Source organism: Sulfitobacter sp. S190 (assembly GCF_025141935.1).
In the GTDB taxonomy this organism is placed as follows: Bacteria; Pseudomonadota; Alphaproteobacteria; order Rhodobacterales; family Rhodobacteraceae; genus Sulfitobacter.
The window spans coordinates 2,527,279-2,551,730 of record NZ_CP081120.1; the positions used below are offsets into that span (position 1 = coordinate 2,527,279).

General features: G+C 64.5%; 28 protein-coding genes and 1 other RNA gene. 12 read left to right on the forward strand and 17 right to left on the reverse strand.

From position 1 onward, the window contains the following. Positions 1 to 24: 24 nt before the first annotated feature. Genes K3756_RS12675 through mgtE form a run of 3 tightly spaced genes read right to left on the reverse strand, consistent with a single transcriptional unit; the run spans position 25 to position 2,847 of the window. Positions 25 to 837, reverse strand: coding sequence for a TIGR00282 family metallophosphoesterase (locus K3756_RS12675; protein ID WP_259987910.1), 813 nt, complete (start codon positions 835 to 837; stop codon positions 25 to 27). A gap of 43 nt (positions 838 to 880) precedes the next feature. Further along, positions 881 to 1,447, reverse strand: a complete 567-nt coding sequence (locus tag K3756_RS12680) for a 5-formyltetrahydrofolate cyclo-ligase (RefSeq protein WP_259987912.1) — start codon at positions 1,445 to 1,447, stop codon at positions 881 to 883. After that, complete coding sequence (gene mgtE, locus K3756_RS12685) at positions 1,444 to 2,847, reverse strand: magnesium transporter (protein WP_259987914.1); 1,404 nt, start codon at positions 2,845 to 2,847, stop codon at positions 1,444 to 1,446. The genes K3756_RS12680 and mgtE overlap by 4 nt, the downstream gene beginning before the upstream one ends. Positions 2,848 to 2,959: 112 nt before the next feature. Between mgtE and guaD the strand changes: the two genes are divergently transcribed. After that, entirely contained in the window at positions 2,960 to 4,246 is a 1,287-nt protein-coding gene (gene guaD / locus K3756_RS12690) for a guanine deaminase (RefSeq protein WP_259987916.1), read from the forward strand. Between the two features lie 46 nt (positions 4,247 to 4,292). Here the strand turns inward: guaD and K3756_RS12695 are convergent, their stop codons facing one another. The 6 genes from K3756_RS12695 to K3756_RS12720 all read right to left on the reverse strand — a co-directional run bounded on the left by K3756_RS12695 (position 4,293) and on the right by K3756_RS12720 (position 8,675). After that, on the reverse strand, positions 4,293 to 4,769 hold the full coding sequence (locus tag K3756_RS12695; protein WP_259987918.1) for a CAP domain-containing protein: 477 nt from the start codon (positions 4,767 to 4,769) through the stop codon (positions 4,293 to 4,295). Between the two features lie 4 nt (positions 4,770 to 4,773). Beyond that, a complete protein-coding gene (locus tag K3756_RS12700) occupies positions 4,774 to 6,069 on the reverse strand; it encodes an 8-oxoguanine deaminase (protein WP_409202442.1) in 1,296 nt (431 codons plus the stop codon). 41 nt (positions 6,070 to 6,110) lie between these two features. After that, positions 6,111 to 6,923, reverse strand: a complete 813-nt coding sequence (gene hisN, locus K3756_RS12705) for a histidinol-phosphatase (RefSeq protein ID WP_259987922.1) — start codon at positions 6,921 to 6,923, stop codon at positions 6,111 to 6,113. Positions 6,924 to 7,037: 114 nt separating this feature from the next. Continuing rightward, positions 7,038 to 7,412 carry a helix-turn-helix domain-containing protein gene (locus K3756_RS12710; protein ID WP_259987924.1) on the reverse strand — a complete coding sequence of 125 codons (375 nt, stop codon included), beginning with the start codon at positions 7,410 to 7,412 and terminating at the stop codon, positions 7,038 to 7,040. Then, positions 7,397 to 7,696, reverse strand: a complete 300-nt coding sequence (locus tag K3756_RS12715; protein ID WP_259987926.1) for a hypothetical protein — start codon at positions 7,694 to 7,696, stop codon at positions 7,397 to 7,399. Before K3756_RS12715 ends, K3756_RS12710 begins: the two co-directional genes overlap by 16 nt. Positions 7,697 to 7,829: 133 nt before the next feature. Next, positions 7,830 to 8,675, reverse strand: a complete 846-nt coding sequence (locus K3756_RS12720; protein ID WP_259987928.1) for a LysR family transcriptional regulator — start codon at positions 8,673 to 8,675, stop codon at positions 7,830 to 7,832. Positions 8,676 to 9,053: 378 nt separating this feature from the next. On the opposite strand from K3756_RS12720, the gene K3756_RS12725 reads away from it, so the two are divergent. Then, positions 9,054 to 9,830, forward strand: a complete 777-nt coding sequence (locus K3756_RS12725) for a Bax inhibitor-1/YccA family protein (protein ID WP_259987930.1) — start codon at positions 9,054 to 9,056, stop codon at positions 9,828 to 9,830. Positions 9,831 to 9,976: 146 nt separating this feature from the next. Here the strand turns inward: K3756_RS12725 and gap are convergent, their stop codons facing one another. Continuing rightward, positions 9,977 to 10,978, reverse strand: coding sequence for a type I glyceraldehyde-3-phosphate dehydrogenase (gene gap / locus K3756_RS12730; RefSeq protein ID WP_259987932.1), 1,002 nt, complete (start codon positions 10,976 to 10,978; stop codon positions 9,977 to 9,979). 250 nt (positions 10,979 to 11,228) lie between these two features. Here gap and K3756_RS12735 point away from each other — a divergent pair, with 250 nt between their 5' ends. Further along, on the forward strand, positions 11,229 to 11,537 hold the full coding sequence (locus tag K3756_RS12735; RefSeq protein WP_259987934.1) for a DUF1272 domain-containing protein: 309 nt from the start codon (positions 11,229 to 11,231) through the stop codon (positions 11,535 to 11,537). Positions 11,538 to 11,619: 82 nt separating this feature from the next. Here the strand turns inward: K3756_RS12735 and rpmG are convergent, their stop codons facing one another. The 6 genes from rpmG to gatC all read right to left on the reverse strand — a co-directional run bounded on the left by rpmG (position 11,620) and on the right by gatC (position 15,608). After that, a complete protein-coding gene (gene rpmG / locus K3756_RS12740) occupies positions 11,620 to 11,787 on the reverse strand; it encodes a 50S ribosomal protein L33 (RefSeq protein ID WP_007119221.1) in 168 nt (55 codons plus the stop codon). A 162-nt stretch (positions 11,788 to 11,949) separates the two neighbouring features. Then, positions 11,950 to 12,336: RNase P RNA component class A (rnpB, locus tag K3756_RS12745), an RNA gene on the reverse strand. Between the two features lie 35 nt (positions 12,337 to 12,371). Further along, a complete protein-coding gene (locus tag K3756_RS12750; RefSeq protein ID WP_259987935.1) occupies positions 12,372 to 13,037 on the reverse strand; it encodes an N-acetylmuramoyl-L-alanine amidase in 666 nt (221 codons plus the stop codon). Then, positions 13,034 to 13,789 (reverse strand): hypothetical protein, encoded by a 756-nt coding sequence (locus tag K3756_RS12755; protein ID WP_259987936.1) that lies wholly within the window; start codon positions 13,787 to 13,789, stop codon positions 13,034 to 13,036. Before K3756_RS12755 ends, K3756_RS12750 begins: the two co-directional genes overlap by 4 nt. Positions 13,790 to 13,830: 41 nt before the next feature. Then, positions 13,831 to 15,321 carry an Asp-tRNA(Asn)/Glu-tRNA(Gln) amidotransferase subunit GatA gene (gatA, locus tag K3756_RS12760; RefSeq protein WP_259987938.1) on the reverse strand — a complete coding sequence of 497 codons (1,491 nt, stop codon included), beginning with the start codon at positions 15,319 to 15,321 and terminating at the stop codon, positions 13,831 to 13,833. Beyond that, positions 15,321 to 15,608 (reverse strand): Asp-tRNA(Asn)/Glu-tRNA(Gln) amidotransferase subunit GatC, encoded by a 288-nt coding sequence (gene gatC, locus K3756_RS12765; RefSeq protein ID WP_259987940.1) that lies wholly within the window; start codon positions 15,606 to 15,608, stop codon positions 15,321 to 15,323. The genes gatA and gatC overlap by 1 nt, the downstream gene beginning before the upstream one ends. 162 nt (positions 15,609 to 15,770) lie before the next feature. On the opposite strand from gatC, the gene K3756_RS12770 reads away from it, so the two are divergent. After that, positions 15,771 to 16,469 (forward strand): metal-dependent hydrolase, encoded by a 699-nt coding sequence (locus K3756_RS12770; protein ID WP_259987942.1) that lies wholly within the window; start codon positions 15,771 to 15,773, stop codon positions 16,467 to 16,469. Here the strand turns inward: K3756_RS12770 and K3756_RS12775 are convergent. After that, positions 16,466 to 16,930 (reverse strand): nucleoside deaminase, encoded by a 465-nt coding sequence (locus tag K3756_RS12775; protein ID WP_259987944.1) that lies wholly within the window; start codon positions 16,928 to 16,930, stop codon positions 16,466 to 16,468. The two genes, K3756_RS12770 and K3756_RS12775, sit on opposite strands and share 4 nt — an antisense overlap. Before the next feature lie 62 nt (positions 16,931 to 16,992). Between K3756_RS12775 and K3756_RS12780 the strand changes: the two genes are divergently transcribed. From K3756_RS12780 to K3756_RS12815, 8 genes are all read left to right on the forward strand, one after another. Next, positions 16,993 to 18,018 carry a pseudouridine synthase gene (locus K3756_RS12780; protein WP_259987946.1) on the forward strand — a complete coding sequence of 342 codons (1,026 nt, stop codon included), beginning with the start codon at positions 16,993 to 16,995 and terminating at the stop codon, positions 18,016 to 18,018. Positions 18,019 to 18,145: 127 nt separating this feature from the next. Next, positions 18,146 to 18,964: a TerC family protein gene (locus K3756_RS12785; RefSeq protein ID WP_259987948.1), complete on the forward strand. Its 819-nt coding sequence runs from the start codon at positions 18,146 to 18,148 to the stop codon at positions 18,962 to 18,964. A gap of 159 nt (positions 18,965 to 19,123) precedes the next feature. Beyond that, positions 19,124 to 20,035, forward strand: a complete 912-nt coding sequence (locus tag K3756_RS12790) for a 5-bromo-4-chloroindolyl phosphate hydrolysis family protein (RefSeq protein ID WP_259987950.1) — start codon at positions 19,124 to 19,126, stop codon at positions 20,033 to 20,035. A gap of 33 nt (positions 20,036 to 20,068) precedes the next feature. Then, positions 20,069 to 21,247 carry a toxic anion resistance protein gene (locus K3756_RS12795; protein ID WP_259987951.1) on the forward strand — a complete coding sequence of 393 codons (1,179 nt, stop codon included), beginning with the start codon at positions 20,069 to 20,071 and terminating at the stop codon, positions 21,245 to 21,247. 3 nt (positions 21,248 to 21,250) lie between these two features. Further along, positions 21,251 to 22,228: a DUF2927 domain-containing protein gene (locus K3756_RS12800; RefSeq protein WP_259987953.1), complete on the forward strand. Its 978-nt coding sequence runs from the start codon at positions 21,251 to 21,253 to the stop codon at positions 22,226 to 22,228. 69 nt (positions 22,229 to 22,297) lie between these two features. Then, positions 22,298 to 23,422 carry an SPFH domain-containing protein gene (locus tag K3756_RS12805; protein WP_259987955.1) on the forward strand — a complete coding sequence of 375 codons (1,125 nt, stop codon included), beginning with the start codon at positions 22,298 to 22,300 and terminating at the stop codon, positions 23,420 to 23,422. A gap of 4 nt (positions 23,423 to 23,426) precedes the next feature. Further along, on the forward strand, positions 23,427 to 23,849 hold the full coding sequence (locus K3756_RS12810; protein ID WP_259987957.1) for a hypothetical protein: 423 nt from the start codon (positions 23,427 to 23,429) through the stop codon (positions 23,847 to 23,849). Next, the gene (locus K3756_RS12815) at positions 23,840 to 24,412 is read left to right on the forward strand and encodes a cytochrome B (protein WP_259987958.1); all 573 of its coding nucleotides are present in this window, start codon (positions 23,840 to 23,842) and stop codon (positions 24,410 to 24,412) included. Before K3756_RS12810 ends, K3756_RS12815 begins: the two co-directional genes overlap by 10 nt. The last annotated feature ends 40 nt before the right edge of the window (positions 24,413 to 24,452 follow it).

Consider the following 24,452-nt stretch of genomic DNA (forward strand, 5'->3'; position numbering starts at 1 on the left):
CATCACGCATGAACCCGCAAGCGGCTATGGCCCGCTCTGCTGGAGTTTGCCGCCCTGACGGACCGGAACGATCCGCGTCGCGCGGCCCGTCTTGTCATCCGTCTCGACGTAAACACCCGACAGTGTCGCCGCGTCGTTGGCGGGGGTGAACCGGTCCTTAGGCATGCCGGTGATGAACCGGCGCAGCGGCTCCGCCTTTTCCATCCCGATGACCGAATTGTAATCCCCGCACATGCCTGCATCCGTCAGATAGGCGGTGCCCGCGGGCAGGATCATCGCATCCGACGTCGGCACATGGGTGTGCGTGCCCACCACGAGCGAGGCCCGCCCGTCGCACCAATGCCCCATCGCCATTTTCTCCGAGGTCGCCTCGCAGTGGAAATCCACGATGATCGCGTTGGCCATACCGCCCAGCGGATGGGTCTTGAACACTGCATCCAGCGCCGAGAACGGATCGTCAAACGGGCGTTTCATGAACACCTGGCCCAGCGCCTGGGTGACCAGCACACGCTTGCCGGTCTGCGTCTTGTAAAGCCGCGCGCCCTTGCCCGGCGCCGAGCGCGAGAAGTTGAGCGGTCGCACGATGCGGCTTTCCTGCTCGGCAAAGGCCAGCATGTCCTTTTGGTCGAAGGCATGATCGCCCAGCGTCAGCACATCCGCCCCCGCCTCCAGCAGCACCTTGGCATGGCTGGCCGACAACCCCATGCCCGATGTCGCGTTTTCGCCGTTGACCACCACGAAATCGAGCTTCCACGCGCTGCGCAGACGGGGCAGGTTTTCGGTGATGGCACGGCGCCCCGCGCGGCCCATCACGTCTCCGAGAAACAATATCTTCATCGCTTCTCGCTACGCCTCAACACGCGGTGGTGCAACCCCGACGCTATGTGCGCACCACGTCAATGACCCCGTTTTCCGTCACGATCATGTCCAGCGGCTGGTCCGTGGGTTCCAGCGGCAGATCGTCGTCCTGTTGGCCCGCAAAGGCAAACCCGATGGCCAGCGTCGCCTGCCGCGCGCGCAACTGCTCCAGCGTGCGGTCGTAAAACCCGCCACCGTATCCCAGACGCCCGCCTGCCAGATCGAACGCCAGCAGCGGCACGATGACGATCTCGGGGTCGAAAAACTCGGGCCGCTCGGGCACCGCCGCGCCAAAGGCACCGGCGATCATCGGCGTGTCCGGCGTCCAGCGCGCGAACCGCAGCGGTTGGTCCGGCCCCGTGATCACGGGCACCCCGACCGGTCCGTAGGCAGAGGCCTCGACCATCGCGGGGCGCGGGTCGATCTCCGTACGGATCGGCATGAAGCCCGACACAGGCACACCGCGGTGGCCGGCCAGAACCTCACTCAAATAGCCCGCCTGCGCGGCATTCGCGCTGTCAAAAATCGGTTTGCGCCGGGCGAATGCGGCCTTGCGGGCGGCGTCCTTGCGGGCGGCCAGATCGCTCACAACAGCACCATGGAGGCAAGGCCCAGAAACGCGAAAAAGCCCACCACATCCGTCACCGTCGTCACAAACGCACCGGAGGCAAGAGCCGGATCGACACCGATCCGTTCGAGCACGATGGGAATGCCGGTTCCGGCCAGCCCCGCCACCACCATGTTGATCACCATCGCCGTGGCAATGACATAGCCCAGCGCGGGCGAGCCGAACCAGATGACACCCACGATGCCCATGACCACCGCAAAAATCAGCCCGTTGATCAGCCCCACCAGAACCTCGCGCCGGATCACGCGCCAGACGTTCGACCCGGTCAAATCCTTCGTCGCCAGCGACCGCACCGCCACCGTCAGGCTCTGCGTGCCCGCGTTGCCGCCCATCGACGCCACGATCGGCATCAGCACCGCCAGCGCCACGATCTGGGCAATCGCCACGTCGAACTGCGAAATCACCATCGACGCGGCAATCGAGGTCAGCAGATTGATCGCCAGCCACGGCAGACGCTGTTTGGTGGTGTTGATCACCCTGTCCGACAGCGACCCGTCGCCGACACCGGCCAACCGCAGAATGTCCTCTTCGTGTTCCTCGTCGAGCACCGCCATCGCGTCGTCGATGGTAATCACCCCGATCAGCCGTCCGCCGTCATCGACGACGGGGGCGGAAATCAGGTGGTACTGGTTGAACGCATAGGCCACATCGCCCTCGTCCCGCGTGGCGGGAAACACCTGGAATGTTTCCTCCAGCAGCGATGTCAGCGGCGTCTCGCGCTTGGATCGCATCAGCTTGCCCAATGTCACATTTCCAACCGGATGCAGGCGCGGATCGACCATGACGATATGGTAGAACTGGTCCGGCAGGTCCTGCTCGGGCGTGGCGCGCAGATGGTCGATGGCCTGTCCGACAGTCCAGTGTTCGGGCGCCATGACGACCTCGCGCTGCATCAAACGGCCCGCGGAGTATTCGGGGAACGACAGCGCCTGCTCTACCGCCGCGCGGTCGCTGTCTTCCAGCGCCTCGAGAATCGTTTCCTGCTGTGCGCCCTGCAAATCCTCGATGATGTCCACGACATCATCACTGTCGAGTTCGCGCACCGCCTCGGCCAGAACCTGCGGGCGCAGGATGCCGATCACTTCGTCGCGGATGGAATCATCCAGCTCGGAGAGCAGCTCGCCATCGAATTCACGGTCATAAAGCCGGATCAACCGCGCCCGCTCGTAGGAGCTGATCTGTTCGAGAAGGTCCGCGATGTCGGCCGCGTGCAGCGGCTCCATCAACTCGCTCAGCTTGTCGCGGTCGTCGATATCCACCGCATAGAGGATCGCATCGACATCGCGTTTGCTCAGGACATATGCCTCCTGTTCGCCGTCGTCATCGGGGGTGGTTTCCGCGTGCGTCACCTGATCCGTCATGCCTGTCTCCCCGCGCTGATTTGTGCAGAACATAGCAGGCCGACGGAAGGTAACAATGGGGCCTGCGCGGGTGGTTGATTGCGGCTTGATCGGATCGGTGTATAGAGAACGGATGACCCATCAAACACTCCTTCTCGGCCAGACGCTCCACTTTGACGGCAACCCGCTGACGGGCGACTGGCGCGACACCGTGCGTATCGACAGCGCCGGTGGCGTGCTCATCGAAAACGGGCGCATCGCGGCCACGGGACCCGCAGACCGGCTGCGCGCGGCGCACGGTGCGGCCGAGGTTGTCGACTATGGCCGCGATCTGATCTGCCCGGGCTTCATCGATGCCCACGCTCACCATCCGCAGACCGCGATGATCGCAAGCTGGGGCAAGCGGCTGATCGACTGGCTCAACACCTACACCTTCCCCGAGGAAGAGCGGTTTGCCGATGCCGATTACGCCGCCACGATCGCCGAGCGCTATCTCGACCTCACGCGCGCGGCGGGGACCACGACGATGTGCAGCTTTGCCACCATTCATCCCGCCAGCGTCGACGCGTTTTTTGCGGCGGCGGCGGTGCGCGACCAATGCGTGGTGACGGGCAAGACCTGCATGGACCGCAACGCCCCCGAAGATCTGCGCGATACCGCGCAATCGGCCTATGACGACAGCAAAGCCCTGCTTGAGCGCTGGCACGGAACCGGGCGGGCGCATTATGCGATCACACCGCGGTTTTCACCGACCTCCACGCCCGAACAACTCGACGCGCTTGGCGCGCTCTGGGACGAACACCCCGAGTGCCTGATGCAGACCCATCTCAGCGAACAACCCGACGAGGTGGCATGGGTCCGCGGCCTCTATCCGGACGCGCGCGATTATCTCGATACCTACGAAGCGCACGGCCTGATCGGGGCCCGTGCCCTTTACGGCCACACCATCCATCTGGAGCCGCGCGAGATCGCGCGTCTGAGCGAGGTCGGGGCCGCCGTTGTGCATTGTCCCACGTCCAACGCGTTCATCGGGTCGGGTCAATTTAATCTGGGCCGTCTGCGCGACGCGGGCGTGCGGATGGGTCTGGCCACCGACACCGGCGGCGGATCGTCGTTTTCGATGCTGCGCACGATGGCCGCGGCCTATGAAGCGGCCCAGCATCACGGTGTCGCTCTTCATGCCGCACAGCTGATGTGGCTTGCCACCGCCGGATCGGCCGACGCGCTGCATCTGGGCCACGAGATCGGCACCGTGCGGGCGGGATACGCCGCCGACCTGACGGTGCTCGACCTGAAGTCCACCCCCGCCATTGCCCAACGGGCCAACCGCAGCAATGATGTCTGGGAAGACGTATTTGCCACCATCATGATGGGCGACGACCGCGCCGTGCGCGACACGTGGATCGCGGGCAAACGCTAGCCCGCAATCACCCCGCCGACGGCGCGGGCCCGGTGCATCACAGTTCTCAGCAGCTCTTGGCGCCCAGCACCATGACCCAGTTCGGGCCGCTGCGCGCAATGCCGTAGTTGTCCATGTCGCGGATCGTCATGTTGCGCAAATGGCCCGATGACGCTTTCCACGCCTGCATGACCGACGCGGTGTCGGGCTGGCCCTTGGCGATGTTCTCGGCCACGCGGCACCAGTCATATCCCGCCATCTTGGAGCGTCTGCCAACGGTCGATCCGTTGCTGCCCTTGTGGCTGAAGAAATTCCGGCGCGCCATGTCGGCGGCATGCATTTGCGCGGCACGGTCCAGCGCCCGCGAGCGTTTGAGCGTCGACAGCCCGCGCGATGCCCGCAGGGCGTTCAACTGCTGATCGACGACACTGCTACTGAATGAGGGTGCTGTCAGACTGCGCGACACAACATCTTGGGAAGGTGGCGCAGCACATGCCGACACTGCTGCAACGGCCAAAGCCGCTATTCCAATTCTGACTTTCACGTCATTACTCCAACTCGATTGCCAACTCGCGTTGTCTTGCCAGCAAATTATGAAGATCTAATGTCAGAATTTGGCCTTGTTCCACGATGCGGCGGCCTTCGACAAATAGATCACGCACCGTGGTAGGACCGGCAAGCAACAAGGATGTCTTATCCCAGCTTCCCGCAGTTTCCACCCCGCGCATGTCCCAGACCGCGATATCGGCACGTTTCCCCACTTCCAGACGTCCGCAATCGGCACGATTCAGCACATCGGCCCCGCCACGGGTCGCAATCTCGAGTGCCTCGAGCGGGCTCATGGCGTCGGCGCCATAGGCCACGCGTTGCAACAACATCGCCTGACGGCCTTCCGCCACCAGATTGCCGGCGTCGTTGCTCGCCGATCCATCGACACCCAAGCCCACAGGCACGCCCGCATCCCGCATCGCACGGACCGGTGCGATGCCGCTGCCCAACCGGCAGTTCGAACAGGGGCAATGGGCAACCCCCGTCCCCGTGCGCGCGAACAAGGCGATTTCCGCAGGGTCGAGTTTCACACAATGGGCGTGCCACACATCGGGGCCGACCCAGCCGAGGCTTTCGGCGTATTCACCCGGTCTGCAGCCAAAGGTTTCGAGACTATAGGCGATGTCCTCTTCGTTTTCGGCCAGATGCGTGTGCAGCATGACGCCCTTGTCGCGCGCCAGCACCGCGGCGTCGCGCATCAGATCGCGGCTGACCGAAAACGGGGAACAGGGCGCCACCCCGACGCGGCACATCGATCCTTCGGCAGGGTCATGAAAAGCGTCGATCACCCGGATACAATCCTCCAGTATCGCCGCCTCTTCCTCGACGAGACTGTCGGGCGGCAGGCCCCCCGCGCTTTCGCCAATGCTCATGGCACCGCGGGTGGCATGGAACCGTATGCCCAGATCGCGGGCGGCATGGATCGTGTCATCCAGCCGCCCACCGTTGGGATAAAGATAGAGATGATCGGAGCTGAGTGTGCAGCCCGACAAGGCCAGTTCCGCCAGACCGACCTGCGCCGAGACGAAAAAATGCTCGGGCGTGAAGCGGGCCCAGATCGGATAAAGCCGGCGCAGCCAGCCAAACAACAGCGCATCCTGCGCGCCCGGCACCGCGCGGGTCATGCTCTGGTACAGATGGTGGTGCGTGTTGACCAGACCGGGGGTCACCAGACAGCCGCGCGCGTCCACCACATCGGCCCCCTCGGGCACCGGCAGGTCCGGCCCGATCGCGGCGACCGTCCCGCCCCGGATCAGCAGATCGACATCCCGCAAGTGCCGCCGCCAGTCGTCCATCGTCAGCAGATCGTCGATCCCGCGAAGGAGCGTGTCGCCCTTCACGCGGCACCCATCCGTTCTTGCAGGATCGCCAGTGCCTGCGCGTGGATATCGCTGTTGGCGGCCGCAACCGCCGTTCCGCCGTCATGGGCGGGGTTGCCCTGCCAGTCGGTCACCACGCCACCCGCCGCCTGCACCAGCGCCAGCGGTGCCTGAATGTCATAGGCCGCCAGCCCCGCTTCGATCACCAGATCCACCTGCCCCGCCGCAACCAGCGCGTAGCCATAGCAGTCCATCCCGTAGCGGGTCAGCTGCGCCCGCTCGGCCACCGCATGAAACGCGCGGCGCTCCGCATCGCTGCCCACTTCGGGAAAGGTCGTCAATACGGTGGCCTGCGACAGATCACGCGCGGGGGCGGTTGTCAGCTTGCGCGCCGTTTCACCGCGCAGCAGGCGCGCGCCATCCGGTGTCCCGATAAACCGCTCACCGATATAGGGTTGGTCGACAATGCCGATGAACGGCCCGTCCTGCGTGCCCACCGCGACCAGCACACCCCACGTCGGCGTGCCTGACACAAAACCGCGCGTTCCGTCGATCGGATCGAGCACCCACGTCAAACCGGAGCTGCCCTCCGACACCCCGTATTCCTCGCCAAGGATCGCGTCGTCGGGCCTGTGGCGGGCCAGCAGATCGCGCATCACGCGCTCGGCGGCACGGTCGGCTTCGGTCACGGGGTCGTATCCGCCCTTGAGCTTGTTGTCCGTCTGCAGCGTGTCCGCGCGGAAATAGGGAAGAATCGTGTCGCGTGCGGCATCCGCCAGCATATGCGCCACACGCTCGAGTTCGGTAGTCAAAAGGGGGTCATGGGTCATGCAAAAGGCCTGTCAGGTCGCGCCCCTTCTGGCAAGGGTCAAGACCGACCGCCACGCATAAAAAAGCCCCCCTGCCGCGTGGCAGAGGGGCCTTGAATTTGTCTGTGCCGCGGATCAGGCGACGTCGCTCAGCACGCGTGCCAGTTCAAACAAACGGCGGCGCTGGGTTTCCGGGATCGCGTAATACGACCGCACCAGATCCATTGCTTCCTTGTCGCCCATCAGATCGTCGGGCACATTTTCCTGCGTGGTCGGCTGGACCTCGTCCTTGCCGCGCACACCTTCGAAGAAAAACGAAATCTGCACACCCAGCGCTTCGGAAATGTCCCAAAGCCGCGAGGCGCTGACGCGGTTCGCGCCGGTTTCGTACTTCTGGATCTGCTGGAATTTGATCCCGACCAGTTCCGCGAGTTTTTGTTGGGTCATGCCGATCAGCCAGCGTCGTTGGCGAATCCTTTTGCCGACATGCGTGTCTACGATATGAGCCATAATGACCTACTTTCTTTACGTGCAAACGCTTCATTGCGCTTACGATAAGAACGTTTGGCGACCGTGTTGGTTGCAAAACAGTCCTCTTTGTTGCTGACCACTTTACTACGTTTGCGATATTCAGCAATCATATTAATAACGCCGCACTCTCCTCTTGGTTGCCAAAAAGAACGTGACGTTAGGTTGCGCCCGCGCAGGGGCGCTCGCGTGTCTGGATATCTCTGTCCGGTATATCCGCCACGCGAAATGCCCGCCAAAACCGCAATTGCGAATTCATCAGCCATTACATGCCGTTGATGCGAAACAGCATCAAAACGGCTCAATTTCGCGGGGTTTTTAAAGCATGCCCGGGGATTCGATCCGAAAAGTAGGCGGAAAACCGCCGATATTGCAGATTATCAAAAATCCGCACTCCCTTTAATTGAGCGCCGCACTAAGCCGCTCAACCATCTGCTGGCTGATTTCGCTCTCCAGCGTATCGGCTTTGTACAGATTGATGTTCTGATCCGGCAGCCGCGGCAGGGCGTCGCCATGCGCGATTCGCTCGAGGTGGTCCGGCGCGGTGCCCTCGATCATGGCGTGTATTGCCATATCCGCGGTGACTGTCGCTTCGATTGTACGGTCGCTCTCCGTCTCCACCAGAATGTCCCAGGGCAACGCCGCCGCATCCAGCGCCTGTGTCAGCGTCGGGCGGAACGAACACAACCGCCCCACGGCGAGGTTGACCGGCCGTTTGCGCCACGCGGCACCGCCTTTTGCGCCGACCCAGTGCAGCGGCCGCGTGCTGAGCGTGCGCCCCCCGGGATCGACGCCGGTTTCGGTCGTCAGAATGATGTCGCACTCGCCCCGCGCAAACATCTCCTTGAGCACCCGCGTATGCGATGTCTCCAGCACGACGCGCACATTGGGATAGGCCGCGTTGAACGCCTTGAGCACTTGCGGGATCGCGGGATACACAATGTCATGCGGTACGCCCAACCGCAGGGTGCCATCGAACGTCTGCTCGGTCAGCCGCGCAATCACCTCGTCGTTGAGCGCGACCATCCGGCGGGCGTAGGCCAGCAGCTGGTCGCCCTGCGCCGTCAGCGACACCGTCCGCCCCGACCGGTCCAGCAGGGTCAGGTCCAGCAATTCCTCGAGCCGCTTGATCTGCATCGACACCGCCGATTGCGTCAGATGCAGCATCCCCGCCGCCCGCGTGACACCGCCCGCATCCGCCACCGCCATGAAAGACCGCAAGGTTGTCACATCAAGATTACGCATTTCGCACCACGCGTTTGTTGGGTTCGGCGCGTAATCTACCGCACCACGGGCGCAACATCAATATATCGAATTGATCGCCAACCATCCATCACCATACCGGATGGAAGTGGCTCTGCGCTGGGACGTCCTGTCGCAGCCACCGCACGTCAGGCCCAGACTGTTCTCCGACACGAAACAATCCGGCCCCGAAACTGGCGCAAAGCCCAGATAAAACACGAAAATGCCCACAATCTGACCCTTCGGGCGGATCGGCGGGTTTTTACGCATGACAGTCCGAAAACCCGACCGAAAAACCTTGAAATACACCTCTGCGCACCCGATATTGGACCCGAACCACCGCGCGGGCGCCTCTGCGCGGGGCTATTTAGGGAGTTACAGATGGCAGACGTGAATACCATCCGGACAGGTGCCGGCACGCGCGCGGCGTCAATCGACGCAGGCTTGCGCGCACACATGAGCAAAGTCTACGGAACGATGTCCGTAGGTATGTTGATCACTTTCGCAGCCGCATGGGCGATCTCGGGACTGGCGGTCACGACCGATCCGGCCGCCGCTTCTGCGCAATTGAGCGCTGACAAATATCTCACCAGCCTCGGCTACGCGATCTACGCATCGCCGCTGAAGTGGGTGATCATGTTCGCCCCATTGGCCTTCGTCTTCGGCTTCAGCGCCGCAATCAACCGGATCTCCGCCGCGACGGCGCAACTGGTGTTCTACGCCTTTGCCTTCGTGATGGGTCTGTCGATCAGCTCGATCTTCCTGGTCTACACCGGCGTGTCGATCATTCAGGTGTTCCTTGTGACCTCGATCGCCTTCGCGGGCCTGTCGCTGTGGGGCTACACCACGAAGAAGGACATCTCCGGCTGGGGCAGCTTCCTGATCATGGGTGTGATCGGCCTGATCGTTGCGTCGATCGTCAGCATCTTCTTCCCCAACCCCGCGCTGACATTCGCGATTTCGGCCATCGGCGTGCTGATCTTCGCCGGTCTGACCGCCTATGACACGCAGCGGATCAAGACGGACTACATCGCGCACGCACAGCACGGTGACACCGAATGGCTTGGCAAAGCCGCCATCATGGGCGCGCTGAGCCTGTATCTGAACTTCATCAATATGTTCATGATGCTGCTGAGCCTCTTCGGCAACCGCGAATAACGCGCGCCACACCACCGACCCAAAGCCCGCCAAGCACATCGCTTCGGCGGGCTTTTTCATGGCCTGCCGCCCTGCCCCTGCACGCAAAAAAAACCGGCCCCCGTGACAGGGGCCGGTCTGCGCAAAAGCGTCCACGCGGGCGTGGCTCAGATCAGCTTGCCCATCGCGACGGCGGTGTCCGCCATCCGGTTCGAAAAGCCCCATTCGTTGTCATACCACGTCAGGATACGCACCATGTTGCCGTCCAGCACCTTGGTCTGGTCCAGGTGGAAGATCGACGAATGCGGGTTGTGGTTGAAGTCGATGCTGACCATCGGCATGTCCGTATAGCTCAGCACACCCTTCAGCGGACCATCTGCCGCCGCCTTGATCGCGGCGTTGATCTCTTGGACGCTTGTGTCCTTGCCCGCCTCGAAGGTCAGATCGACCACGGAAACATTGGGCGTCGGCACACGGATCGCCACACCGTCCAGCTTGCCGTCCAGTTCGGGCAGCACCAGACCGACGGCCTTGGCCGCACCGGTGGACGTGGGGATCATCGACATCGCCGCCGCGCGGGCGCGGTACAGATCCTTGTGCATCGTGTCCAGCGTCGGCTGGTCACCGGTGTAGCTGTGCACGGTCGTCATGAACCCCTTGGTGATGCCCACCGCGTCATTCAGGACCTTCGCCACCGGCGCAAGGCAATTGGTGGTGCACGATGCGTTCGACACGACCAGATCGTCGGAGGTCAGCACATCGTCGTTGACGCCGTAGACGACAGTCTTGTCCGCGCCCTTACCGGGGGCCGAGATCAGAACCCGGCTGGAGCCGTTTTCCAGATGCGCCTGACAGGCCTCCTTGCTGGTGAAGATGCCGGTGCACTCCAGCACGACATCCACGTCGCTCCACGGCAGGTCCGCCGGGTTTCGGATCGCCGTCACCTCGATCGGGCCGCGGCCCGCGTCGATGGTGGTTTCCGTGGTCGTCACCGTGCCGGGAAACAGACCGTGCACGCTGTCAAAGCGCAGCAGATGGGCATTGGTTTCGACCGGGCCCAGATCGTTGATGGCGACCACTTCGATGTCGGTGCGACCACTTTCGATGATGGCGCGCAGCACGTTGCGGCCGATACGTCCAAATCCGTTGATGGCTACTTTGACTGTCATGTGTCGTCTCCTGCGAATGTAAATGCGGTACGGCCCGCCACCGCGCAGGCCGCCCCGTTCGGGCAAACACACACGCGGGCGGATTGGATCCACAACCGGGCCGGGTCTTTCCCGGATACTCCTTTGCGGTTTCGCCCCCGGTGTCAAGAAAAGATGTTATCGCTAACGGGAAATTGCCGGTGCGGCGTCCGGGGCCGTTCCATTGATCTTTGGCACAGGCCCCGCCACAGTGCAGCGCCAAGGAGAGACGATGCTGCACCTGCGCCCCTCGTGCGAATTATGTGACCGCGCCCTGCCGCCCGACAGCACGCAGGCGCGGATCTGCAGCTATGAATGCACCTTCTGCGCCGACTGCGTGCAGACGCGCCTGCACGACGTCTGCCCCAACTGCGGCGGCAATTTCGCGCCCCGCCCGATCCGGCCCAGAACCGCGTGGCGCGACGGCACCGGCCTGCGCCACCACCCTGCCACGACCAAGGCCGCGCGGTGCACGTGGACAGATGCGGAGATCACCCGCTTTGTCGCCCGCCTGCGCGACACCGCCCCGCAGGACCGCTAGCCCCCAGAAACGCTAGCCCCCAGAAACGCAAAAGACCGCGCTGATGCGCGGCCTTGCAATCGGTCATTGACCAAAGGCGATCTTACTTGATCTTGCCTTCTTTGTACTCGACGTGCTTGCGCGCAACGGGGTCGTATTTCTTGATGACCATTTTCTCGGTCATGGTGCGTGCGTTTTTCTTGGTGACGTAGAAGTGGCCTGTGCCCGCGGACGAGTTCAGACGGATCTTGATCGTGGTTGGCTTAGCCATGGTATCTTCTCCTGTGCTGCGCGACGCTCACATCCGTGCCGCGCGCGTAATCTCTGAGGTTTGCGTTCTACTCAGGTCAGCCCCCGAGTCAACCCTGATTTGGCCTCCGCAGCGCGCCCGTGGCGTAAAATCTGCCGATTTTCCGACAGGCCCGTATTTCATATGTGCGGAAGGCCTGTAAGCCGGATTCTGTCCAAAGGGTTGCCCCTTCTGGATGACCATTCCTCTGACCCTGCCGTTACCGACAAGGCTACAGCTGCCAACCCGGACCTGCTGGAGCAAAAGAGGCTCCGCCGGTTGCCCGGCACGCGGTCCCTATTTGGCATTGCTCCCGGTGGGGCTTGCCATGCCGCCCCTGTTGCCAGCGGCGCGGTGGGCTCTTACCCCACCGTTTCACCCTTACTGCCGCCCGGGGGCCGCAGCGGTTTATTTTCTGTGGCGCTTTCCGTCGGGTTGCCCCGCCCGGGCGTTACCCGGCACCGTTTCTTTCTGGAGTCCGGACTTTCCTCCCCGCGGGTTGCCCCGCAAAGCGGCCATCCAGCCTTCCGCACATGGCGCGAAGTAGCCCCGCACGAGGGGCGCGGTCAAGCCCACAGTTCGCGGTGGCCCAGCGGCACGAAGTCGTCCGCACAAAGCGGCCCCTTGGCCCCGGCGCGGTAGCGCAGGCGCACGGCCGCCAAAAGATCCGCGTCATCCACATCCGCCGTGTACCCCGCCGCACGCGCCGCGCGCCGGAAAGCGGCCGCATCCACATGCGACGGCCCGTCCGCCGTCCCGCGCGGTGCGGCAAGGCCCCGCGCCTCGAGACGTTCCCAGTCAAACAGCGGACCGGGATCGAACTTGCGCCCCGGCGCCATATCCGAATGTCCGATCACGCCCTCGGGCGGAATGTCCCAGCGCGCCATGATTGCGCCCAGCAAATCCTCAAGCGCCGCCATCTGTTCTTCGGGAAAGCCGCACACCCCGTCGTTGTCGATCTCTATGCCGATGGAGCGTGAATTGATGTCGTCCTGCCCGTGCCATTCACCCGCACCGGCATGCCACGCCCGCAAGCTCTCGTCCACCAGCGTCAGCAGCGTGCCGTCACGGGCCAGCAGATAGTGGGCGGACACTTCGGCCGCCGGATCACACAGACGGGCCGCCGCCGCCTCGGCGCTTTGCATGGCCGTGTAATGCAGCACGATCAGCGATGGCCTCAACCCGTCGCGCCGTGGCCCGCAGTTGGGCGATCGCCCCGCGTCCGGCGTCATCCGTTGCCAGTGCTGCCCGCGACGTTCCGGTACACGCTGGGGTCCCAGGTGCAGGCATAACCGTCACCATCGGGGTCCATCCCCTTGGGGTCACGCTCCGGCCCGCCTTCGGCCAGAAACGCGATCTGCGCCTGATCCTGATGTTTGAACTGGCCGCAATTGCGGTTGTACTTGGCCGCGGGTGCGAGGCTGAACCGGCTATAGAGCTTGGTGCCCACAGGATGGCTCGTGGCAAGGGCATAGGCCACGATGTTTGGCCCCGTGGCGGTACGCTCGGGCACCGCCTGCGGCTGGATCACCTGATACTGCGCGCGGTTGGCGGCGATGCGCTGTGCATCGCTCTCGATGCTGCGCTGGCCGGACACGGCATCGAAGTTATTCTCGCGGCTGATGCCCGTGGCACTGTCGAGCACCGCAGGCGCGGGATTGGACGGGCTGGCATTGACAGGCGCAACACCGGAATTGGCCGCGGCTGCCGCCTGACGCGCGGCCGCGTCGGGGTCGGTCTGTGCCAGCACCGCCGATGTCTGGGCCGCTGTCGCCTCCGCCGATCCCGGCGCGGGCAAGGGCTGTGCGCTCACACCGGCAGGCGCGGGCACGCTGCTCTGGGCGAGCGCGGCATCCCGGTTGGCCCGCTGGGCGTCGAATGTCTGGTCAAAGCCGACACCGAACCGGCTGTCCTCGGGCTGACCCGGCTGGCAGGCGGCCAACACGGCAACCCCAAGTACTGCAATAGAAATTCGCGCTGTCATCGTTCCATTCTTCCTGCAATGCGGTCAAGCTGGCGCTCGGTTTACCACCATTTGTCGGCCTTGGCCACAAAGCCCGCCGCCCGCTCGAGGGCATAGGCGGAAGACAGCAGATCGGCCTCGGCCCATGGCCGTCCGATCAGCTGCAGGCCCAGCGGCAGACCGTTGCGGTCAAGCCCCGCAGGCACCGCGATCCCCGGCAGACCGGCGAGGTTCACCGTCACGGTAAAGACATCGTTGAGGTACATCTTGACCGGATCGGCATCCGCCATTTCGCCCAGACCAAAGGCCGCCGACGGTGTCGCCGGCGTCAGGATGCAATCGATCCCTTGCGCGAAAACATCCTCGAAGTCCTTCTTGATCAGCGTCCGCACCTTGCGCGCGCGGTTGTAATAGGCGTCGTAGAAACCGGCGGAAAGAACATAGGTCCCGATCATCACGCGGCGCTGGACCTCGTCGCCAAACCCTTCGGCGCGGGTCTTTTCGTACATCTCGGTGATCCCGTCGCCCGCGTCCAGCGTGGCACGGCGACCATAGCGGACACCGTCGTAACGGGCGAGGTTCGATGACGCCTCCGCCGGGGCAATCACGTAATACGCAGGCAGGGCGTATTTCGTGTGGGGCAGCGAAATGTCGACAATCTCGGCGCCCGCATCTTTCAGCATCGCGTTGCCATCGGCCCAGAGCTTTTCGATCTCGTCGGGCATCCCGTCCATGCGGTATTCCTTGGGGATGCCGATCTTCTTGCCCTTTACGTCGCCGGTCAGCGCCGCTTCGAAGTTCGGCACCGCCAGATCGGCGCTGGTGCTGTCCTTGGCGTCATATCCCGCCATCGCTTCCAGCATGATCGCCGCGTCGCGCACGGATTTGGTCATCGGTCCCGCCTGATCAAGCGATGAGGCAAATGCCACCACGCCCCAGCGCGAACACCGCCCGTAGGTCGGCTTGATCCCCACGGTGCCTGTAAACGCCGCCGGCTGGCGGATGGACCCGCCCGTGTCGGTGCCGGTCGCCGCCAGACACAGATCGGCGGCCACGGCAGACGCCGATCCGCCAGACGATCCGCCCGGTGTCAGCGCCGTGTCCTCGTTGCCGCGGCGCCACGGGTTGACCACATCCCCGTACACGGAGGTCTCGTTGGACGATCCCATCGCGAATTCGTCCATGTTGAGCTTGCCCAGCATCACCGCGCCCGCATCCGCGAGGTTCTGGCTCACGGTGGATTCGTACTCTGGCCGGAACCCTTCGAGGATACGGCTGGCGGCCTGGCTCGGCACACCCTTGGTGCAAAACAGGTCCTTGATGCCGATGGGCAAACCGCACATGGCGGGCGCATCGGCGTCGGACTTCAGACGCGCATCTGCCGCCTCGGCCCGCTCCATCGCAATCTCGGGGGTGTGATGGACAAACGCATTCAGCGCGCCCGCCCCTTCGATCGCGGTCAGGCAGGCCTGCGTCAGCTCCGTGGCGCTGGTATCGCCCTTGCGCAGTGCATCGCGGGCCTCGGCAAGCCCCATCTTGTTGAGATCAGACATCATTCCACCACTTTCGGTACGGCAAAAAATCCTTCGCGCGCGTCCGGCGCGTTCTTGAGCACGGCGTCCTGCTGGTTGCCATCGGTCACCACATCGGCGCGACGGGCCAACCGCTGCGGCGTCACGGAGGTCATCGGCTCGACGCCGTCGATGTCCACTTCGCCCAGTTGTCCGATGAAACCGAGGATGGTGTTGAATTCCTGTGCCAGCCCCGGCAACGCCTCGGGCTCGACCTTGATGCGGGCCAGTTTCGCCACCCGCGCTGCGGTGTTTTCATCAATCGACATGCCATGTCCTCTTCTGCTTGTCCGTCCTCTACCTTTCCCTGCGCATCCCCGCAAGAAGCAACGGGAACACCGCCCTGCCCGACCGCCCGCGGCAGGTTTCCGCTGCCTGCGCCCGCACTTGGGGTTAAGATGGCGCCGTTATGCGTATGAAAGGGACCGAAGATGAACATTATCTGGCTGGGACACGGCAGTTTTCGCATCGAAACCGGGGATCAGGTGATCCTCGTTGATCCGTGGCTTTCCGGCAATCCGATGCTGCCGGCAGACCGCCACGCCGATGCCGTCGCCGGGGCCACGCACATCCTCGTGACCCACGGCCATTTCGACCACACCGCCGATATCGTCAGCCTGTCGGCGCAAGCCGACATTCCCGTCTCGGGCATGGTCGAGCTTGCCCAGCACCTGCACGCACAGGGCGCCGTCGAAGGGGCCGCGTTCAACATGGGGGGCACGATCCCCATCGGCACCGGCGCGACGGCCAGCATGGTGCCTGCCTCCCATTCCTCCAGCATCCCCGTCGGGCAGACCAAACACTACACAGGCTCCGAATCGGGCTTTGTCCTGCGGGCGGAAGGGCGGTGCATCTACCTGTCGGGGGATACCGGTCTGATGGCCGACATGGGCTGGATCGCCGATTACTTCAAACCCGACGTGGGCATCCTGTCGGCGGGCGGGCACTATACGATGGACATGGAAATGGCCGCCTACGCCTGCCGGACATGGTTCGATTTCAAACTGGTGATCCCCTGCCACTACCGCACCTTCGACGCGCTCGAGCAATCGGCCGACGCGCTGCGCAACGGCGTGATGCCCGGCACCACCGTGATCGAACCGCAGGTGATGAAGGCGATCCGGCTCTAGCGCCCGGCGTCCTTGCGGCGCGCCGCGAAAAAGGACCGCAACAACTGCTCCGACGGGGCCGCGGCGATATCGTCGAACACCTCGGGCGCGTGGTGGCACTGCGGATGGGCAAAGACCCGCGCGCCCTGCGCCACACCGCCCGATTTCGGATCCTGCGCGCCGTAATACAGCCGCGCAATCCGGGCATGGGCAATCGCACCCGCACACATCGCGCAGGGCTCCAGCGTGACGTAGAGGTCATGCCCCGTCAGCCGCTCCTGACCCAGCGCGGCACAGGCCGCCCGCAGCGCCAGCATCTCGGCATGCGCTGTCGGATCGTTCAATTCGCGGGTCCGGTTGCCCGCCTGCGCCACCACGCCGCCCGCCGGGTCCACCACCACCGCCCCCACCGGCACTTCGCCGCGCGCGGCGGCGGCGCGGGCCTCGGCAAGGGCCTGATCCATGAATGACGTGAAACGCATGCCCCTTGATGGCGGCAAAAGCGTCCCTTTCGCAAGTGGGTCGGTGCCGCTATAGGACGGGGATGACACAAAAACCGCCCCCCACACCGCAGGCCAGCCCCGACGGCGACCGCATCGCCAAAGTTCTGTCGCGCGCAGGCATCGCCAGCCGCCGCGAGGCCGAACGCATGATCGAAGCGGGCCGCGTCGCGGTAAACGGCAAGGTCATCACCTCGCCCGCGCTCAACGTCACCGACGCCGACCGCATCACGGTGGACGACAAACCCGTCGGCCCCGCCGAGCCTGCCCGCGTGTGGCTCTACCACAAACCCACGGGGCTGGTGACCACCACCAGCGACGAAAAGGGCCGCGAGACGATATTCGACGCGCTGCCCGAAGACATGCCGCGGGTGATGAGCATCGGACGGCTCGACCTCAACTCCGAAGGCCTGCTGCTGCTGACCAATGACGGCGCGATCAAGCGCAAACTGGAACTGCCCTCCACCGGCTGGCTGCGCCGGTACCGTGTGCGGGTCAACGGCCGGCCCACCGACGAGATGCTCGAGCCGCTGCGCAAGGGCGTCATCGCCGATGGCGAGCCGTTCCAGCCGATGGATGTGTCGCTCGACCGCCAGCAAGGGGCGAACGCATGGCTCACGGTCGGCCTGCGCGAGGGCAAGAACCGCGAGATCCGCCGCGCGATGGACGTCATCGGGCTGAGTGTGAACCGCCTTATCCGCGTCAGCTACGGCCCCTTCCAGCTCGGTCAGCTGCCACAGGGCGAGGTCGAGGAAATCCGCCGCAAGATCCTGCGCGATCAATTGGGGGCCGAAGCCGACAGCCTGCTTGGCACTCCGGTGGAGCGGCCCCGCACGGTCACCTTCAATCCCAAACGCCGCCCCCCGCGCAAGGGCAGCTTTGGCGGGCCCGGTCAACCCGGCCGCCCGCGCCCGCCCGCCGAGGACGAAGCAGCGCCCGCGCGGCGCGGCGGCAAACCCGGCCCCCGCGGCGGCCACAAACCACAGCCCAAATCCGGCGCGAAATCCGGTCCCAGATCCGGCGGCCCCCGCGGCACCGGCCCCGCACGCGGTCCGCGCAAACCGCGCTGATCCGCCCCGCGGCGGGGAAATGACAAATTTTTCAGCGTCTTCCCCGCGTCTGGCCAATTCACAATTCCCCCGCCCTGCGCTACATCTGCGTCAAACGACCGCAGTCTAGACATTAGGGGACACATTCATGGCAGACCTGCTGACACTCGAAAATCTGGGCAATCTGGTGATGCTTTGCTTTTTGCAAGCGGTGCTGGGCTTCGACAACCTGCTATATATCTCGATCGAAAGCCAACGCGCGCCGGTGGCCCAGCAGGCCGCCGTGCGCAAATGGGGCATCATCCTGGCCGTGGCCCTGCGCATCGTGCTGCTGTTCGTGATGATCCGCCTGATCGACGCCATGGCCGAGCCGTTCTTCATCCTGAACTGGGAAGGCGTGCTTACCGGCGGCGTCAATTTCGCCACGCTGGTGTTCATCCTCGGCGGGGCCTTCATCATGTATACCGCCGTCAAGGAAATCGGGCACATGCTGGCGATCGAACATCTGGATACGGACATCGAGGCGAAATCCGGCAAATCGGCCGCCAAGGTGGTGGGGCTTATCGTGCTGATGAACCTGATCTTCTCGTTCGATTCCGTGCTCTCGGCGCTGGCGATCACGGATGTGTTCGTGCTGCTGGCCACCGCGATCATCCTGTCGGGTCTGGCGATGCTGCTGCTGGCCGAACGGGTGACGCAGTTTCTCGAGGCCAACCGCATGTACGAGGTGCTGGGCCTGTTCATCCTGCTGATCGTCGGCATCGTGCTGCTGGGCGAAGCGGGACAGGCCGCCGCCCACGCGATGCACGATCCGGAACTCGCCCTGCGCTTTTTTGGTTATGAAGTTGTACCGATGTCGAAAACGACGTTCTACTTCAGCGTCGTCGTGCTGGTGTTGGTCGAAGTCATCCAGTCGGGCTACACCCGCAAACTCAACGCGCAGCGCCGCACGGGCCAGCGCCACTAGAAACACGGGTGTCGGCTGCGTATGTTAGGCTGACACGCGCGCCGTGGGGCGCAAGTAACGAGGGACCATGGGACAAACACCGTTTCGCAAGATCTCATACGTGGCGCTGATCATCGTGCTGATCGGCGTCTCCTCCGGCTGGATCGGAGGGCTTTGAGCGTGGCAAAACGGTTTGGCGGCAAATACAGCCCCGAGGGCGATACGGCCCAAGGCACGCCGCCCCCGGTGCCCGGCGCGCCGCGTGGCCGCGCGCGGGTCACCGTCGATCCCGCAGGGGCGCGCGCCAATATGCTGTTTGTGCCCGCCGTGATCCTTGTCGCGACCAGTGTGCTGGGGGCCGGATCGGCCATCGGCATGGCGTCGGGGCTTCTGGGCGCGCTGGCGCTGACCAGTGCGGCATGGCTGTTGCGCGGGGGCCTGCGCGCCGAAGCGGCCTTTGCGGCGCGCAAAACCGCCCGCCGTCCCGCCATTCCGCGCAAACTCTTTGCCGCCGTGCTCAGCGGCGTGGGCGCGACCCTCGCCGTGGGCGCACACACGGGTTTCGCAAATCCGCTCTCTGCCGTGATCTACGGGCTCATCGCGGGCGGGTTGCATCTGGCGGCCTTCGGGCTCGACCCGATGCGCTCCAAGGGGATGGACGGCGTCGATACCTTCCAGCAGGACCGCGTCGCCCGCGTGGTGGACGAAGCCGAAAAACACCTCACGACCATGCGCCAAACCATCGAGCGCGCCCGCGACCGCGAAGCCACCGGCAGGCTGGAGCAATTCGTGCAAACCGCACGTGACCTGATCCAGACCGTCGAGGAAGACCCCCGCGATCTGACCGCCGCGCGCAAGTATCTGGGGGTCTACCTACAGGGCGCCCGCGATGCGACGGCCAAATTCGCCGACATCTACGCGCGCTCCCGCGATCCGCAGGCCAAGGCCGATTACCTCGCGCTGCTGGACGATCTCGACCAGAATTTTGCCGCCCGTAACCGTAAATCGCTGCTCGCCGACCGCAGCGATCTGACCGTTGAAATCGACGTGCTGCGCGAGCGGCTGTCACGTGAAGGGGTGCGGCTGGACTAGCGCGCGCCAACCAGAAACAGGGAACACCACATCATGTCCGATACCGTCCGTCAAAAGGCCACCCAGTCGCTCGCATTGGTCGAAGAGGTCAACGCCGTCGTGCTGCCCGAACCCCAACAAGCCAATGAGGTGGTCGCCCTCGACGACGCCACGCCCGCCCAAAGCGCCGAAATCCGCGCCCGCATGGACGAGCTGGACATGGACGACACCCAGTCCATCATCGGCTTCGGCTCTGCCGCACAGGCCGAACTGCAGGAAATCAGCCAGTCGATGCTGGCGGATGTGCGCAACAAGGATGTCGGCCCCGCCGGCGACAGCCTGCGCAACATCGTGACCACCATCCGCGGCTTTTCGGTCTCCGAACTCGACGTGCGCCGCAAACAGAGCTGGTGGGAAAAACTGCTGGGCAAGGCCGCGCCTTTCGCGAAATTCACCGCCAAGTTCGAAAAGGTGCAAGGCCAGATCGACAAGATCACGGACAACCTGCTTAGCCACGAACACACGCTGCTCAAGGACATCAAATCGCTCGACATGCTCTACGAAAAGACGCTGCAGTTCTACGATGAACTGGCGCTCTACATCGCCGCGGGCGAGGCCAAGCTGGCCGAGATCGACGCCACCGCGATCCCCGCGAAAGAGGCCGAAGTCAACGCCGCCCCCGAGGATGATCAGGTCATGAAAGCGCAGGAACTGCGCGATCTGCGTGCCGCGCGGGACGATCTGGAACGCCGTGTGCACGATCTCAAACTCACCCGTCAGGTCACGATGCAATCGCTGCCCTCCATCCGGCTGGTGCAGGAAAACGACAAGTCGCTGGTGACCAAGATCAACTCGACACTCGTCAACACCGTACCGCTTTGGGAAACCCAACTGGCGCAGGCGGTGACGATCCAGCGCTCCGCCGAAGCGGCCGGTGCCGTGCGCGAAGCCAACGATCTGACCAACGAACTGCTGACCTTGAACGCGCGCAACCTGCGCGAAAGCAACAAGGTGATCCGACAGGAAATGGAGCGCGGTGTCTTCGACATCGAAGCGGTGCGCGCCGCCAACGCCGATCTGATCGGCACGATCGAGGAATCGCTGCAGATCGCCGACGAGGGCAAAGCCAAACGCGCCGCCGCCGAGAAAGAGCTGCAGGAGATGGAAAGCAAGCTGCGCGACACGCTCGCTGCCGCCAAGTCGGGCGCAACATCCGCCCCCGCCGGTAGCTGAGCCATGCGGCGCGGCGGCACAGCCATCGGCCGGAGCAGCAGGGCGCTGGTGGCGCTCTGCGCCCTGACGCTTGGCGCCTGCGCGCTGATGGAGCCGCCGGTCGATCCGGTTCTCAAACCCGTGGCGCGCCCCGCCGAACGCCGCCCCGCGCCCGCGCCGATCATCGTCGCCCAACCCACATCACAAGAAAGCGCAGCCCTACGCAGCTATCTCAACGAGGTGCAGCGCGCCCAGCTGAGCCAGGGCCTGCTGCGCCGCGACGGGGGCGGCACCGACGCGCCCTTCACCTCCGCGATGCTGGCGCGCAATTTCGAACAGATCGCGTTTTTCAATGAATACGACGGCTCCTTCTCGGGGCGCGGCGGGGCCAGCCCGATGCGGCGCTGGGAAAGCCCCGTGCGCATGCAGATCATCTTCGGCGCGGGCGTGCCCCCGTCCCAACGCGCCCGCGACAGCGCCAACATCGCCACCTACGCCGCACGGCTGGGCCGCGTCACGGGCCACCCGGTCGCCGTCGCCAACAACCCCAATTTCGTGGTCATCGTGGCCAGCGAGGACGACCGCGCCGCCGCCCTGTCCGAAGCGGTGGCCCGCGTGCCCGGCATTTCCGCCAGCAGCCTCGAGCCGCTCGCGCGCATGCGGCGTGATACCTATTGCGTCGTCGCCGCCTATGCCGCCGGATCGGGCGCCAATGTCTATACAGCCGCTGTCGCCGTGATCCGCGCCGAAAACCCCGAACTTCTGCGCCTGTCGTGCATCCACGAAGAACTGGCGCAGGGCATGGGGCTGGCCAACGACAGCCCCGAGGCGCGGCCCTCCATCTTCAACGACGACGATGAATTCGCCCTGCTGACGCGCCACGACGAGTTGCTGCTCAAGATGCTCTACGACGACCGCCTGCGCCCCGGCCTGAGCGCCGACGAAGCGCGCCCCACCGTCCGCGCCATCGCCTCCGAACTTCTCGATACAGGGCCCGTCTGACCGCGCCGCTTGCACGCGCACGGCCCTTTGCCTACCCTTTCCTCCGACACCCAGACCAAAGGACACCCCATGGGCATTTTTGACTTCCTCTCTGGTGAATTCATCGACGTCATCCACTGGACGGACGACACCCGCGATACGCTTGTCTGGCGGTTCGAACGCGAAGGCCACGCCATCAAATACGGCGCCAAGCTCACGGTGCGCGAAGGTCAGGCGGCGGTCTTTGTGCACGAAGGCCAGCTTGCGGATGTGTTCACGCCCGGGCTCTACATGCTCGAAACCAACAATATGCCGATCATGACGACCCTGCAACATTGGGATCACGGCTTCAAAAGCCCGTTCAAATCGGAAATCTATTTCGTCAACACCACCCGCTTCAATGATCTCAAATGGGGCACCAAGAACCCCGTGATCGTGCGCGACCCCGAATTCGGGCCCGTGCGGCTGCGGGCCTTCGGCACCTACAGCGTGCGGGTCAGCGACCCCGCGCTGTTCCTGCGCGAAATCGTCGGCACCGACGGCGAATTCACAATGGACGAAATCAGCTACCAGATCCGCAACATCATCGTGCAGGAATTCTCGCGCACCATCGCGCGCGCGCAGATCCCGGTGCTGGACATGGCCGCCAATACCCGCGAACTGGGCCAACTGGTGGGCGGTGAGATCGCGGGCCAGCTGGCCGAATACGGTCTGGCGATGCCCGAACTCTATATCGAGAACATCTCGCTGCCCCCCGCCGTGGAAGAGGTGCTGGACAAGCGCTCGTCAATGGGTGTGATCGGCAATCTCAACGAATATATGCAGTTTCAGGCCGCCGAGGCATTGGGCCGCGACGGGGCCGGTGCGGCCGCGATCCAGACGGGGCTGGGCGCCGGGCTGGGGATGCAGATCGGCGCGCAGGCCGCGCAGGGCGGGCCGTGGGGCGCGCGTCCGCAGATGCAGGCCGCGGCGGCACCGGCAGGGCACCTGCCCCCTCCGCCCCCGCCGGTCGAACACGTCTGGCACATCGCCGTCAGCGGCCAGACCAGCGGCCCGTTTTCCAAGGCCCGCCTTGGCCGCATGGCCGCCGAGGGGGAGCTGTCGCGCGAAACCTATGTCTGGACACCAGGACAGGACGGCTGGATGAAGGCCGAAGACGTCGCGGAGCTTGCACAGCTCTTCACCGTTCTGCCGCCGCCGCCGCCGGGCAGCTGAGCACATGCGCCGCGGCCTGGTCTCTGCCCTGCACTGGGGCGCGTTCTTTCTGGTGCTGACGATGGTCAAGGGCGGTGTGTCGCACCCGTGGGTTCTGGCGCTGTTTGTCGCACTCATCGCGGCATGGGGCGCGCTGACACTCCGGCGCGGGATGCAGGCGCGACCGGGCCCGAAACTCTCCGCCCCCCTGCGTCAGGCCTACCCGTGGATGCACCGCGCCCTGCATCTGCTGCTGATCCTGACCGCCATCGCCATCGCCGCGCGTCTGGCAGGGCGCAGCCTCCCGCTGCTGGATGCCTGGACGCTGCTGTTGGTGACACTGGCGGCAGGCACCTTTCACGGACTTTTCCATGTCTGGCGGCACATGGCGCTTTACGACAACGCGCTGCACCTGATCACGCCGCGCTGGATGCACAAATGGCTCTGAAACCATCCGCCCTGACGCGGCTGCGGGCGCGGCTGCCGCACCCGCGTACCCGGCTGAAATGGCTGCACGGCGTGATGATCCCGCTGTTTGCGTGGTTCGTGCTGGTGACCCCCGATATGGTGGTGCCGATGGGAAAAGGCTGGTTCGCGCTGCATTCAAATCTGGCGCTGGTGTTCGTGTCGCTGTGCCTGTTGTGGACGGCAGGTCTGATGCGGCGTGGGCTGGCCTCGCGGCCCGGACCCAAGCTGCAGGGCTGGGCCCGCAGGCTGCACCGGCCCTTGCACCTGACAATCATCTGGGGGCTGTTCGTGGTGGCCGTGGGCGGCTTTCTTCTGGGGCTCAGCTCGACCGTGATGTTGCGGGCGGGCACGTGGCTGCCCATCGCGCCACCGATGGGCTGGCGGGCGGCCAACGACCTGATCGGCACGCTGCACATCGCACAATTTTACCTGCTGGGCCTTGTGATCGTGGGGCATGCGGGGTTTCATATCTGGCGTCACGTCCGGCTGGGCGACAACGCGTTGCGCATCATGGCCCCCAAGGCGCTGCACCGCTTTTTGTGACCGACCCCTTGACCGCCGCGACCGCGGCAACACCCTTGAA

Bases quoted from the DNA above. Each gene is read 5' to 3' on its own strand.
- K3756_RS12675 (WP_259987910.1), bottom strand. From the start codon at position 837: ATGAAGATATTGTTTCTCGGAGACGTGATGGGCCGCGCGGGGCGCCGT.
- mgtE (WP_259987914.1), bottom strand. From the start codon at position 2,847: ATGACGGATCAGGTGACGCACGCGGAAACCACCCCCGATGACGACGGC.
- guaD (WP_259987916.1), top strand. From the start codon at position 2,960: ATGACCCATCAAACACTCCTTCTCGGCCAGACGCTCCACTTTGACGGC.
- K3756_RS12700 (WP_409202442.1), bottom strand. From the start codon at position 6,069: ATGGACGACTGGCGGCGGCACTTGCGGGATGTCGATCTGCTGATCCGG.
- hisN (WP_259987922.1), bottom strand. From the start codon at position 6,923: ATGACCCATGACCCCCTTTTGACTACCGAACTCGAGCGTGTGGCGCAT.
- K3756_RS12710 (WP_259987924.1), bottom strand. From the start codon at position 7,412: ATGGCTCATATCGTAGACACGCATGTCGGCAAAAGGATTCGCCAACGA.
- K3756_RS12715 (WP_259987926.1), bottom strand. From the start codon at position 7,696: ATGGCTGATGAATTCGCAATTGCGGTTTTGGCGGGCATTTCGCGTGGC.
- K3756_RS12720 (WP_259987928.1), bottom strand. From the start codon at position 8,675: ATGCGTAATCTTGATGTGACAACCTTGCGGTCTTTCATGGCGGTGGCG.
- K3756_RS12725 (WP_259987930.1), top strand. From the start codon at position 9,054: ATGGCAGACGTGAATACCATCCGGACAGGTGCCGGCACGCGCGCGGCG.
- gap (WP_259987932.1), bottom strand. From the start codon at position 10,978: ATGACAGTCAAAGTAGCCATCAACGGATTTGGACGTATCGGCCGCAAC.
- K3756_RS12735 (WP_259987934.1), top strand. From the start codon at position 11,229: ATGCTGCACCTGCGCCCCTCGTGCGAATTATGTGACCGCGCCCTGCCG.
- rpmG (WP_007119221.1), bottom strand. From the start codon at position 11,787: ATGGCTAAGCCAACCACGATCAAGATCCGTCTGAACTCGTCCGCGGGC.
- K3756_RS12750 (WP_259987935.1), bottom strand. From the start codon at position 13,037: ATGACGCCGGACGCGGGGCGATCGCCCAACTGCGGGCCACGGCGCGAC.
- K3756_RS12755 (WP_259987936.1), bottom strand. From the start codon at position 13,789: ATGACAGCGCGAATTTCTATTGCAGTACTTGGGGTTGCCGTGTTGGCC.
- gatA (WP_259987938.1), bottom strand. From the start codon at position 15,321: ATGTCTGATCTCAACAAGATGGGGCTTGCCGAGGCCCGCGATGCACTG.
- gatC (WP_259987940.1), bottom strand. From the start codon at position 15,608: ATGTCGATTGATGAAAACACCGCAGCGCGGGTGGCGAAACTGGCCCGC.
- K3756_RS12770 (WP_259987942.1), top strand. From the start codon at position 15,771: ATGAACATTATCTGGCTGGGACACGGCAGTTTTCGCATCGAAACCGGG.
- K3756_RS12775 (WP_259987944.1), bottom strand. From the start codon at position 16,930: ATGCGTTTCACGTCATTCATGGATCAGGCCCTTGCCGAGGCCCGCGCC.
- K3756_RS12780 (WP_259987946.1), top strand. From the start codon at position 16,993: ATGACACAAAAACCGCCCCCCACACCGCAGGCCAGCCCCGACGGCGAC.
- K3756_RS12785 (WP_259987948.1), top strand. From the start codon at position 18,146: ATGGCAGACCTGCTGACACTCGAAAATCTGGGCAATCTGGTGATGCTT.
- K3756_RS12795 (WP_259987951.1), top strand. From the start codon at position 20,069: ATGTCCGATACCGTCCGTCAAAAGGCCACCCAGTCGCTCGCATTGGTC.
- K3756_RS12800 (WP_259987953.1), top strand. From the start codon at position 21,251: ATGCGGCGCGGCGGCACAGCCATCGGCCGGAGCAGCAGGGCGCTGGTG.
- K3756_RS12805 (WP_259987955.1), top strand. From the start codon at position 22,298: ATGGGCATTTTTGACTTCCTCTCTGGTGAATTCATCGACGTCATCCAC.
- K3756_RS12810 (WP_259987957.1), top strand. From the start codon at position 23,427: ATGCGCCGCGGCCTGGTCTCTGCCCTGCACTGGGGCGCGTTCTTTCTG.
- K3756_RS12815 (WP_259987958.1), top strand. From the start codon at position 23,840: ATGGCTCTGAAACCATCCGCCCTGACGCGGCTGCGGGCGCGGCTGCCG.